The following is an 11220-nucleotide window of genomic DNA, read 5'->3' as shown; positions in this document are numbered from 1 at the left end:
CAGGGAAATTGACCCCGATCGACTCTCCGGGCGCAAGCGTGGCTCAACCGGGGGTGATGCGGCGTCCTCCCCGGGGGTCTACCAGTCGAGCACGTAGGCGAACACCAGGGGGGCGACGATGGACGCGTCAGACTCGATGATGAAGCGCGGCGTGTCCACCGCGAGCTTGCCCCAGGTGATCTTCTCGTTGGGCACGGCGCCGGAATAGGAGCCGTAGCTGGTCGTGGAATCGGAGATCTGGCAGAAGTAGCTCCACTTCGGCGTAGGCCGGCCGAGGTCCTGCTCCAGCATGGGCACGACGCAGATGGGAAAGTCCCCGGCGATGCCGCCACCGACCTGGAAGAAGCCGAAGCCGTGCTCGCCGCCCTCGCTCGCATACCAGTCGGCGAGAGCGATCATGTAGTCGATGCCGCCCTTCATCACGGAGCGCTCGACCTCGCCGGTGATCACCCGGGCGGCGAAGATATTCCCCGTGGTGGAGTCCTCCCAGCCTGGAACCACCATTGGGATATCCTTCTCAGCGGCGGCGACCAGCCAGGAATCCTTCGGGTCGACCTGGTAGTGCGCCTCGAGCACACCGGAGCGGATGAGCTCGAAGAAGTACTCGTGCGGGAGCCAGGCCTCGCCTGCCGCTCCCGCGCGCTGCCAGAGTGCCACGATGGCATCCTCGATGCGGCGGATGGCCTCCTCTTCGGGGATGCAGGTATCGGTGACGCGATTCAGGTGCCGGTCCAGGAGCGCCTGTTCCTCGGCGTCGCTGAGGTTGCGGTAGTGGGGAACCCGCTCGTAGTGGTCGTGGGCGACCAGGTTGTAGAGGTCCTCCTCCAGGTTGGCGCCGGTGCAGGAAATGGCGTGGACCTTGCCCTGGCGGATCATCTCCGCGAGGGAGAGGCCCAGCTCGGCCGTGCTCATGGCCCCCGCGAGGCTGACCAGCATCGGTCGGCCCGCGTCGATGTGCGCACGGTAGGCCTTCGCGGCGTCCATCATCGCCGCGGCGTTGAAGTGGCGGTAGTGGTGGTCCATGAAGCGGGAAAGGTGTCCCATGGGTCGTTCTCCTTCTGCGCCTTTCTTGCGCCTTTAACCTGAGGTTCTGCGTGCGCCGCTCGTGTACCGTGCTACGCCGTTCGCCGTTCGCCGGTCCCGGCGCGGATCAGGGTGTGCCCGGTTCCACGGCGCGGGTGGCCAGGGCGTGCCCGATGAGCTTGTAGAGCAGCCTTGCACCGACGTTGCCGTCCCACTCGTCACCGGCGGGGCCCGGCGCGACCTCGACCAGGTCGAAGCCGACGAGCCGACGCCCGGACTGCGCCAGGGCCCGGAGCAGGAAGCAGGCCTGCGCGAAGTTGAGCCCCCCGGGCACCGGCGTGCCCGTGTGCGGGCAGAGGGCGGGGTCGAGCCCGTCGATGTCGAAGGAGAGATACACGGTTCGCGGCAGCGGCGCCAGCATTTCCTCCACCAGCGCGGCCCACGGTTCGCCGGCCGCCAGGCGGGCCTGCAGGTCCGCATCGAAGAAAGTGACGATGCGCCCGGCGCTCCCGTCGATGCGCTGCGCCTCCTCCTCGCAGAAGTCCCGGACGCCGACCTGCACCAGGCGCGTGACGCCGGGCAACTCGCGGCAGACCGCCTCCATGACGGAGGCGTGGGACCAGCGGAAGCCCTCGTAGTCGCGCCGGAGGTCCGCGTGGGCATCGATGTGCAGGAGGCCGATCTCGCCGTAATGCTCGGCATGGGCGGCGATCGCGCCGAAGGCGGTCGCATGGTCGCCGCCCACGGTACCGACGATGCGGCCGGCCCGGAGCAAGCCGGCGACGCTGTCGCGCACCGTGTCGTTGACCTCGCCACAGAGCCTGTTGACGACCTCGAGCTCGCCGGCGGGGTCGCCGCTCTCGCCGTCCCGCAGCGCATTCACGAGCCGCCTGGCTTCGCCCGCGCGCGTCGCGATGGCCGGGTCCTCGGGCAGGAGCGCGATGCCCGCGCGCCAGGGGTCGCCCACCTCACGGTCATGCAGGTCGACCTGGCCGCTGGCCGCCAGGATCGCCGCCGGGCCGCCGGCGGTGCCGGGCCGGTAGGAAGTGGTCGCGTCGAAAGGGACCGGGACGAGCACCACTGCGGCCTCTTCCGGAGTGCAGTCGAGGCCGAAGATGCCGTCGCCGGCCGACGCTGCATTGGGGTCCGTCAACGTCATGCTTGCCGTCATTCTGAAGGTTTCGCGAAAGGGTAGCACGCTTGTCCGGCGGGCCAGGATTTGCGTAAGCTGCGACCCCCTTTCCGACACAACACGAGGCCTCTCCATGAGCTGGACGCTCGACGACGCGACCGCGCTGTACGGCATCGATCGCTGGGGCAGCGGCTACTTCGCGATCAACGACGCCGGCCATGTCTGCGTGCGCCCGGGCGGCACCGATGGCCCCGCCGTGGACCTCCACGACGTGGTCGAAGGGCTGCGCGCTCGCGACCTCACCGCGCCGCTGGTGATCCGCTTTAGCGGCATCATCGCCGCCAGCATGCGCCGGCTCGCCGGAGCCTTCGAGGGCGCCATGGCGGAGAACGGCTACCGCGGCAGCTATCGCGCCGTGTTCCCGATCAAGGTCAACCAGCATCGGCAGGTCGTGGAAGAGGTCTACCGCCAGGGCGAGCCCCTGGGCTTCGGCCTCGAGGCCGGCTCCAAGCCGGAGCTGCTCGCGGTGCTGGCGATGACCGGTGACGCCGGCGACCGGCCCATCGTCTGCAACGGCTTCAAGGACGACAGCTACATCGAGGTGGCGACGCTGGCGGCGAAACTCGGCCGCAACATCATCCCGGTGGTGGAGAATTTCGAGGAGCTGCAGCTGATCCTGAAGCACGCGCACCGGCACGGCGTGCGCCCGGCGATCGGCGTGCGGGTGAAGCTGGGCGGCCAGGGCATCGGGCGCTGGGCCACGACCATGGGGCCGAAATCCAAGTTCGGCCTGTCCGCCACCCAGGTCCTCGAACTCGTCGACGTGCTGCGCCGGGAAGACATGCTCGACTGCCTGCAGCTCGTGCACTGCCACCCGGGGAGTCAGCTCAGCGACATCCGCGCCATCAAGGACGCCGTGGGCGAGCTCGCGCACATGTATGCAGCCCTGCACCAGCTAGGCGCCGGGCTGCGCTACATCGACATCGGCGGCGGCCTCGGCGTGGACTACGAGGGCACGGGCCAGGACCTGCCGCGCTCGCTCAACTACAGCCTGGCGGAGTACGCCTCGGCCGTGGTCTACCGCATCGCGGCGGTCTGCGACCAGGCGGGCATCGAGCACCCGGTCATCCTGTCCGAGTCCGGCCGGGCCCTGTCGGCCTATTGCAGCGTGCTGGTGGTGAATGCCCTGGGCAGCCTGCGCTTCGAGGACCGGGACCCGCTGACACTGCCGGCGGACGACGACCCGCAGCCGCAGCCGCTGGCGGACCTCGTCACCGCCTGGCGCGACCTCGACGGTGACCGCCCGGTGGAAGTCTTCCACGACGCGGAGCAGGCCTACCAGCAGGCCATGCAGCTGTTCACCGTGGGTCTTCTCGGCCTCGAGCAGCGCGCCCTGGCGGAACGGCTCTTCTGGGCCATCTGCACCCGCCTGCGGGATCGCTACGGCGACGGCGAGGAGCTGCCGGCCGCGGTGGCGGACCTGCCCGCCGCGCTCAGCGATATCTACTTCTGCAATTTTTCCGTGTTCCAGTCCCTGCCGGACTTCTGGGCGATCGACCAGCTGTTTCCGATCATGCCGATCCACCGGCTCGACGAGCCGCCGGCGCGCTCGGCGACGCTGGCGGACATCACCTGCGACTCGGACGGCAAGGTGGATCGCTTCGCCCTGCCCGGCGGCCCGAGCCCGGTGCTGCCGGTGCACCCGCTGCGCGAGGACGAGCCCTATTACCTCGGCGCGTTTCTCATCGGTGCCTACCAGGAGACCCTCGGCGATCTGCATAACCTGTTCGGCGACACCCACGTGGTGACCATCCACCCGGAGGCCGATGGCGGCTGGTCCATCGATGAGATCGTCCGTGGCGACACGGCCAGCGAGCTGCTGGGCTACATGCAGTTCAGCACCGAGTCGCTGCGGCCGAGGATCTGGCGGGACTGCGAGCGCGCCGTGCGCGACGGTCGCCTGACCCTGGCGGAGAGCCAGGCGCTGCGGCGCTTCTACGAGGAGGAACTCGAATCCTACTCCTACCTCGATCTGCCCTGACCCCGGGGGCCGTCCGGGCCCGTGCCGGCCGGGGGCACTAGCAGCGGCGGAGCAGTTCCCGCACGCGCACCCGCGCGAGGCCTTCCTCGAGCTTCAGGCCCCCGGCAATGACCCGCTTGGCCCGCTGCTCGTAGCGCAGGTCCAGCAGGTGCAGGCCCGCGAGCCAGCGGTAGGCGGCGAGGCGCTGGAACACCGAGGACGCCCGGGCCAGCTGGCAAAGAGCGACGAAGCGCTGCTCGAGGGGCAGGCGCTCGAGCGCCTCCTCGAGATCGAGGAGCACCGGTGGCGCGGGTTCCGCGGCTTGCCAGAGGGCGTCCAGGTCATTGCGGGCCGCGTCGCAGCGGGCCAGCGAGTCCTCGCCGGTGTCCTGGCGTTCGGAGGCTGTGTTCACGGTTTCGGGGGCTTTGTTCACGTTGCGGTACCTCCTTCGCTGACCGCCCGGAGCTTCTCCACCGGGTCGGCAAACTGGATCGGGGTGGTGAAGCCCCTGGGCTTGATGGCGAGAACCGGAGTCTCGGCGGCGGCGAGGATCGCCTCGGCGGTGGTGCCGATCAGTACGCCGGGCAGGGAGCTGGTGCCCACGGTGCCGAGCACGACCAGCGAGGCGCGGGTTTTCCGCGCCAGGGCCGGGATGACATCTACCGGAGCGCCGCGTTCGAGGTGGTGTTCCAGGCCTACCGCGGGTTCCCGGCGGCTCACGTCGCGGGCGAGGCGCTCGAACCAGGCGCGGTGGTCCTTTTCCTGGGCCGCCAGGTAGCTGGTGACCTCGGCAGGCGACAGACCCGCCCGGGGATGGTCCAGGAGTGCCTCGCCGTAGGGCTGCCAGGCGTGCACGAGGTGTAGCGCGGCACCGCGGGCGGCGGCGAGATCGCAGGCGGTGGTCGCGAGCTCGCGTGCAAAGCGCTCGGCGGCGTCGGCCTGCGCGGTCACTTCGCGGTCGATGGCGAGCAGCAGGCTGTCGCCGTGTTCCGCGCGCTCGGGGTGTAACGTCCATACCGCCGCGGGGCACTTGCGCACGAGGTGCATGCCGGTGGGGTTGAGCGCAGCGCCGGGGCCATCGGTGGCCACTTCCGAGATATGCACCACGAGATCGAAGCCCTGCCGGGTGACCTGCTCGGTCACGGCGAGAAACGGGCTTCCGGTGAGCACCGCGTAGTCGAGGCGCACGCGGCCCTGGTGCGGCGCGCAGAGGCCGCGCAGCCGTTCGAAGGCGAGGCTCCAGTCCAGCGCCTTGAGGCGCGCAACGGCGCCGTCGCTTTCGAGTGTCGGTGCGTGTGCGATCACGTCGCACACGCTCAGCGCCGCCCCGGACTGCTCGGCGAAGGCGACGACCTCGGCGAGGCAGTCGGCATCGGCCGCCTCGGCGTAGACGAGAATATTGCGGAATACACTCACGGGGTGAGCCCCGCGAGGAGCAGGATGGCGAAGGCGCCCGCGGCGGCGAGCGGCGCCCGCCGCGGTGTCACGGCGCGCTCCGTGAGGGCCACGACCAGGAAAGCGGCAATCCACAGCCAGGGGCCGGCAAGCCCGTCAGGGCCGGCCGCAAGGGCAACCGCCGCGGCGAGCGGTACGGCGAGCACGAGGGCACCGGCCCAGGCATCGCGGGGTGCCTGCGGCGCGACGGGCTCCCGGTCAGCGCGGGCCAGCAGCGCCTGCCCCACCTCGCTGCGGGCCACGGCGCAGGCGGCGGCAGCGATCAGCTGCAGCACCGCGAGCGCCGGCAGCCCGAGGGCGATGGCCGTGGCGGCCATGCCCGTGTGGGCAACCGTTGCGGGGCGAAGGCGGCCGGCAAAACGGGGCGCGCCGGCCCGCGCCATGGCCAGCACAGCCAGCAGCGGGCCGGTGGCGAGGAGCATTGTCGGGAGGCTTTGCAGGGCGGGTGCCAGGGTCATGGTGCCATCCTTGTCGTCCCTCGTGATTGATGGCAGGAGTATCCCGGCGCATAAAGCGCAAGTAAAATAGATATATATTTGATTTTGGTTCTATAATTAAGAACCTAGGGCAGATGGTTCTGTTTTTCTTAACGATTGAGTGATTGCGTTTCCTTACCGGGAGGTGGATCGTGCGTCTCAACTACCGGCATCTCTACTACTTCTGGCGGGTCGCCGCGGAGGGCAACCTCACCGCAGTGGCGAAGAAGCTGCACGTCTCCCAGTCGGCGCTGTCGTCGCAGATCCGCCAGCTCGAGGAGAGCACGAACACGCAGCTGTTCGACCGCAGCGGCCGGCGCATGACGCTGACCGACGCCGGGCAGCGGGTCCTTGGCTACGCCAACGACATCTTCGCCAAGGGGGAGGAACTGGAGTCGATGCTGCGCCACGGCATGGAGCCGGAGGCGCAGATGCTGCGCATCGGCATGCTCTCGACGCTGTCGCGGAACTTCATCGACCACCTGGTCACGCCGCTGCTGATCGACCGGAAGATCCGCTTCACGCTGCACGCAAATACCCTGGACGGGCTCCTCGACGGCCTCGCGCGACACCAGCTCGACGTGGCCCTCACCAACGGCGACGTGCGCGGCAGCGACGAGCAGCTATGGCAGAGCCAGCTGCTGGCGAGCCAGCCGGTATCCATCGTCGGGCCGCCGGAGCTGCGCCCGGAGACGACCTTTCCCCACGGCTACGATGGCAAGTACTGGGTGCTGCCCTCGCGGGACAGCGAGGTGCGCCGGGCCTTCGACGGTCTCTGCACGCTCTGGCAGTACGCGCCGGATATCCAGGCGGAGGCGGACGACATGGCCATGCTGCGATTGCTGGCGCGCGATGGCGACGCGCTCGCGGTACTGCCGACGGTCGTGGTCCGCGACGAGATACAGCGCGGTCAGCTCGTCGAATACATGACGCTGCCCAACGTCTTCGAGTATTTCTATGCGATCACGATCAAGCGCAGCTACGTGCCCACGGCCCTGCAGACGCTGCTCGTGGATATCGGCCGGGTGGAATGACGCGCGCCCGGCTCAGCTGTCGATAACGATGATGTCCGCGGGCTGCTGCTTGCGCAGGATCTCCCGGATCTCCTGCGCGAGCTCCCGGAACAGGGCCCGGGCGGGGGAGGAAGAGCGCCAGGCCATGGCCTGGATCCGGGCGATGCTGTCGCCGTGCAGGTCCGTGACCCGCAGCTCGCTCTGGTCGTGGATCTCCGAGGCCACGTAGAGCGAGGGCAGGAAAGCCATCCCGGTCCCCATCACCACCATGTGCCGCAGCGTGTCCAGGCTGGTGCCCTCGAAATCCCGGCGCACGGTGGCGCCGAGCCGCTCGCAGAGCTGCGCCACCTGGCGATGGAAATGGTGGTGCTCCTCGATACTCAGCACCTCCTCGCCGAGCAGGTCCTCGCGGTTGATGCGCGCCTTGCCGGCGAGGTGGTGGTCATTGCTCATCACCAGTTTCAGGGGCTCACGGAACAGCGGCACGATCGTAAGCTGCCGGTCCGACACCGGCAGCGGCGTAAAGATGAAGTCGTGCTGGTTGTTGCGCAGGCCCTCCTCGAGGTCCCGGGGCACGCTCTCGCGCACGTAGAGGCGCAGCCCGGCGTACTTGCGGTGCAGCGGGGGGAGGATGTGTGGCAGCAGGTAGGGTCCGAGGGTGGGCGGGACCCCCGTGCGATAGGTGACCACGGCGCCGCCGGAGAGCGTCGCCGCCCGGTCGACGAAGCCCTGGAACTCCTCCAGCACGCGGTGCGCGCTGCCCAGCAGCTCGCGGCCCTCCGGCGACAGGGCGGCGCCGCGTCTGGAACGTTCGAACAGCTGCAGCCCCAGGCCGGATTCGAGCGCGGCAATCTGGGCGGTGAGCGCCGGCTGGGTGACACCGAGGCGATCGGCGGCGCGGCGAAAGCTGCCGGTCTCGGCGATCGCGGAAAGGCAGCGCAGCTGCTTCAGGGACACCTTGTCCGGGTCCAGGGCGGCGCTCCGGGGCGCCGCGGGCTTGTCCGCCTGGGTCACGTTCTTGTCCTCTGGCTGCCGGTCCACGCGGGCAGTGATAAGAAAATCTTATCACAAACTCCGACTAACTACCGTATGCCTTTCGCTCGCCTGCCCCTAAGGTTTCAGGGAACCGCTGAAAGCGCCGGTGCGTGGCACCGGCATCAGAACCCGATGGAGGCAACAACATGGACCACGTGGTCGACGGTATTCTCAAGTTCAAGCGCGACGTCTTCCCGGGCCACCGGGAGCTCTTCGGCGAGCTCGCCAACGGGCAGAGCCCGGAAGTGCTGCTCGTCACCTGTGCCGATTCCCGGATCGATCCCAACATGGTAACCCAGACCAAGCCCGGGGACCTGTTCATCTGCCGCAATGCGGGCAACATCGTCCCGCCGCACGTGAGCCAGGCCGGCGGCGTGACGGCTTCCATCGAGTACGCCGTCGCCGTGCTCGGCGTCGAGCATATCGTGGTCTGCGGCCACACCGACTGCGGCGCCATGAAGGGTGCCCTGGCCACGGAAGCGCTCAAGGACCTGCCGCACGTCAAGGAATGGCTGGACCACGCCCGCAGCGCCGTCGAGGTGGTGCGCGCCCGGCACGGGCACTGCGGCCCCGAGCACCTGGACGAACTCACCCGGGAGAACGTGCTGCAGCAGCTTCAGCACCTGCGCACGCACCCGGTCGTCGCTGCGCGGGTCCGCGCCGGCACGCTGCAGCTGCACGGCTGGGTCTACGATATCGAGACCGGTGAGGTGAGCTGCCACGAGGAAGAGACCGACACCTTCATGCCGATCGCGGAGCGCTTCGAGCGTCTCGCGGCGCGCAAAGCGGCGGCGAGCGCCTGAGCGCCCGGGAGAACCTCATGCGATTTGAATTGAACAACCTGCGCGGCGACATCTACGGTGGTGTCACCGCCGGCGTCGTCGCCCTCCCGCTGGCCCTCGCCCTCGGCGTTGCCTCGGGGCTCGGCCCGATCGCCGGACTCTATGGCGCGATCTTCGTCGGCTTCTTCGCCGCTCTCTTCGGTGGCACGGCGTCGCAGATCTCGGGCCCGACGGGGCCGATGGTGGTCGTGGTCGCGGGCCTTGCAGCCAGCCTCTCCGGACGCCCCGAGCTGATCTTCACGGCGATCTTTCTTGCCGGCATCATCCAGGTAATCTTCGGCGCCATGGGCTTCGGCAACTACATACGGCTTGTGCCCTATCCCGTGGTGTCGGGCTTCATGAGCGGGATCGGCGCGATCATCATCATCCTGCAGGTCGGCCGCCTCATCGGGGGGGAGCCGCCCGGCGGTACCATCCCGGCACTGGTTTACATCCCCACGGCAGTCTCCGAGCTGAACCTTTCGGCGGCCGGGATCGGCGCCGTGGCCCTGGCCACGGTGTTTCTCTGGCCAGCGAGCTGGGGCAAGTACCTGCCCGGACCGCTGGCGGCACTGGTGATCTGCACCTGCCTGGGGCTCGCCCTGCCGGCCGCGCCGGTGCTCGGGGATATTCCCAGCGCACTGCCCAGCCTGCACATGCCCGTGTTCGAGCGCGACGCCATGTTCCTGGTGCTGGAGGCGGCGTTGATCCTCGCGGCCCTCGGCGCCATCGACTCGCTGCTCACCTCGCTGGTCGCCGACAACATGACCCGTACGCGCCACAACTCCAACCGGGAGCTGGTGGGCCAGGGTATCGGCAACACCGTGGCCGGCCTCTTCGGTGCCCTCGCCGGCGCCGGCGCTACGATGCGCACGGTGGTGAACATCCGCACCGGCGGTCGTACCCGCCTGTCCGGCATGCTGCACGCCCTGCTGCTGCTGGCGGTCGTGCTCGGCCTCGGTCCGCTGGCGGCGAAGATTCCCCACGCCGCTCTCGCCGGCATCCTGGTCAAGGTCGGCTGGGACATCATCGACTGGCGTTACCTGAAGAATGCGCACCGCGGTCCGCGCTGGGACCTCGCCCTCATGGTGCTGGTCCTCGGTCTCACGGTCTTCGTCGACCTGATCACGGCGGTCGGTGTCGGCGTGGTGCTCGCGGCGCTGGCCTTTGTCCGCCAGGTGGCCGAGCAGCAGACGCGGGCGATCCGCGAGATGCAGTTCGAGCCGGACTCCGAGGAAGAGGCGGCGCTGCTCAAGCGCGCCCAGGGCCTGGTGCAGGTGTTCGACTTCGGCGGCCCGCTGAGCTTCGGCGCCGCGGCGGACCTCGGCCACCACGTGCGCGAGCGCACCCGCAAGGGACGCGGCGCGGCGGCGCTGGTGCTGGACTTCTCGAGCGTGCCTTTTATGGACGTTTCGGCGGCCCGGGCGGTGGAAACGATCGCCACGGATGCAACCGAGGCCGGCAAGCATGTTTATGTGACGGGTCTCAAAGAGGAGGTCGCCTCGGTGCTGGCAGGCCTCGATGCAGACCACCACCTACCCACTGATACCCGCTTCAAGCGCCGTATCGATGCGGTGCGCCAGGCCGTGGAAGACCTCGAGCGCGGCCGCATCGAGGCGGCCCCGAACGGCGTGGCGCCCGCGCCGGCCTGAGGCTTTCCCGGCACAACCTGCGCCGCTGCCGAGAGGCAGCGGCGTTTTTGTTTTCAGGCCCGGATTGCGGGAGCTACTGGCCCGCTGCAGTGCGCCGGCGGGGCAGGAAGTGCGTGTCGATACCCTGGTCGCGCAGCTTGCTGTAGACGCGGTTCAGGTGGGTGCGCAGGGTGGCGTGGCTGATACCGAGGTCGGCGGTGATCTCCGTGTTGCTGCGGCCGCGCAGGAGCAGGGAAACCACCTCCAGTTCCCGCGGGGTGAGGTCCTGGGCCCGGTAGTAGGCCATGGCCTCCTGGTACTTCTTCTCGAGCGGCTGCAGCAGGGTGACGACCCGCTCGCTGCTGCAGATGAGCGTCACGTCGTAGTGGCCGTCATCGATGCGGGCATTGCGGTGAACGGACGTGCCCCAGTCGGGCCACTGCAGGCTGTCGTCGTCCCTGTGCAGGGCCATGCAGCCGTCCTCGCACACCGCGCCGCTGCGGTCACCGCAGATGCTGCGGCAGCGGTCATTCTGTGCGAGCACGAGCCGGCTTGCGTCCTTGATGCAGATGCCGAGTTCGGCGCTGGTGAGAGCTTCTTCGAGCACAGTCAAT

General features: G+C 69.0%; 11 protein-coding genes. 4 read left to right on the top strand and 7 right to left on the bottom strand.

The window, feature by feature from the left end; all coding sequences use genetic code 11:
• Positions 1 to 78: 78 nt before the first annotated feature.
• Both RKE50_RS17810 and RKE50_RS17805 read right to left on the bottom strand, forming a co-directional pair.
• Positions 79 to 1044, bottom strand: a complete 966-nt coding sequence (locus tag RKE50_RS17810; RefSeq protein WP_350038789.1) for a deoxyhypusine synthase family protein — start codon at positions 1042 to 1044, stop codon at positions 79 to 81.
• A 106-nt stretch (positions 1045 to 1150) separates the two neighbouring features.
• Positions 1151 to 2182, bottom strand: a complete 1032-nt coding sequence (locus RKE50_RS17805) for an agmatinase family protein (protein WP_350038787.1) — start codon at positions 2180 to 2182, stop codon at positions 1151 to 1153.
• 106 nt (positions 2183 to 2288) lie between these two features.
• Here RKE50_RS17805 and speA point away from each other — a divergent pair, with 106 nt between their 5' ends.
• Positions 2289 to 4196: a biosynthetic arginine decarboxylase gene (gene speA, locus RKE50_RS17800; RefSeq protein WP_350038785.1), complete on the top strand. Its 1908-nt coding sequence runs from the start codon at positions 2289 to 2291 to the stop codon at positions 4194 to 4196.
• A gap of 37 nt (positions 4197 to 4233) precedes the next feature.
• Here the strand turns inward: speA and RKE50_RS17795 are convergent, their stop codons facing one another.
• The 3 genes from RKE50_RS17795 to RKE50_RS17785 are packed head-to-tail and all read right to left on the bottom strand — an operon-like array spanning position 4234 to position 6088.
• Positions 4234 to 4608: a hypothetical protein gene (locus tag RKE50_RS17795; protein WP_350038783.1), complete on the bottom strand. Its 375-nt coding sequence runs from the start codon at positions 4606 to 4608 to the stop codon at positions 4234 to 4236.
• Entirely contained in the window at positions 4605 to 5591 is a 987-nt protein-coding gene (locus RKE50_RS17790) for a universal stress protein (RefSeq protein WP_350038781.1), read from the bottom strand. The genes RKE50_RS17795 and RKE50_RS17790 overlap by 4 nt, the downstream gene beginning before the upstream one ends.
• Entirely contained in the window at positions 5588 to 6088 is a 501-nt protein-coding gene (locus tag RKE50_RS17785; RefSeq protein ID WP_350038779.1) for a hypothetical protein, read from the bottom strand. The genes RKE50_RS17790 and RKE50_RS17785 overlap by 4 nt, the downstream gene beginning before the upstream one ends.
• A 170-nt stretch (positions 6089 to 6258) precedes the next feature.
• Here RKE50_RS17785 and RKE50_RS17780 point away from each other — a divergent pair, with 170 nt between their 5' ends.
• Positions 6259 to 7140, top strand: a complete 882-nt coding sequence (locus RKE50_RS17780; RefSeq protein WP_350038777.1) for a LysR family transcriptional regulator — start codon at positions 6259 to 6261, stop codon at positions 7138 to 7140.
• Positions 7141 to 7152: 12 nt separating this feature from the next.
• Here the strand turns inward: RKE50_RS17780 and RKE50_RS17775 are convergent, their stop codons facing one another.
• Positions 7153 to 8133, bottom strand: coding sequence for a hydrogen peroxide-inducible genes activator (locus RKE50_RS17775; protein WP_350038775.1), 981 nt, complete (start codon positions 8131 to 8133; stop codon positions 7153 to 7155).
• A gap of 131 nt (positions 8134 to 8264) precedes the next feature.
• On the opposite strand from RKE50_RS17775, the gene RKE50_RS17770 reads away from it, so the two are divergent.
• Complete coding sequence (locus tag RKE50_RS17770; protein ID WP_350038773.1) at positions 8265 to 8957, top strand: carbonic anhydrase; 693 nt, start codon at positions 8265 to 8267, stop codon at positions 8955 to 8957.
• Between the two features lie 17 nt (positions 8958 to 8974).
• A complete protein-coding gene (locus tag RKE50_RS17765) occupies positions 8975 to 10627 on the top strand; it encodes a SulP family inorganic anion transporter (RefSeq protein ID WP_350038771.1) in 1653 nt (550 codons plus the stop codon).
• Between the two features lie 73 nt (positions 10628 to 10700).
• Here the strand turns inward: RKE50_RS17765 and RKE50_RS17760 are convergent, their stop codons facing one another.
• A complete protein-coding gene (locus RKE50_RS17760) occupies positions 10701 to 11213 on the bottom strand; it encodes a LuxR C-terminal-related transcriptional regulator (protein ID WP_350038769.1) in 513 nt (170 codons plus the stop codon).
• Positions 11214 to 11220: the final 7 nt, after the last annotated feature.

It is taken from the genome of Pseudohaliea sp. (genome assembly GCF_040217025.1).
Classification (GTDB): Bacteria; Pseudomonadota; Gammaproteobacteria; order Pseudomonadales; family Halieaceae; genus Pseudohaliea.
Note: the sequence above shows the minus strand (reverse complement) of the source record. Positions and strands in the feature narration are given on the sequence as shown.

Excerpts from the sequence above, each read along its gene's own strand:
- RKE50_RS17810 (WP_350038789.1), bottom strand. The coding sequence starts at position 1,044 with ATGGGACACCTTTCCCGCTTCATGGACCACCACTACCGCCACTTCAAC.
- RKE50_RS17805 (WP_350038787.1), bottom strand. The coding sequence starts at position 2,182 with ATGACGTTGACGGACCCCAATGCAGCGTCGGCCGGCGACGGCATCTTC.
- speA (WP_350038785.1), top strand. The coding sequence starts at position 2,289 with ATGAGCTGGACGCTCGACGACGCGACCGCGCTGTACGGCATCGATCGC.
- RKE50_RS17785 (WP_350038779.1), bottom strand. The coding sequence starts at position 6,088 with ATGACCCTGGCACCCGCCCTGCAAAGCCTCCCGACAATGCTCCTCGCC.
- RKE50_RS17765 (WP_350038771.1), top strand. The coding sequence starts at position 8,975 with ATGCGATTTGAATTGAACAACCTGCGCGGCGACATCTACGGTGGTGTC.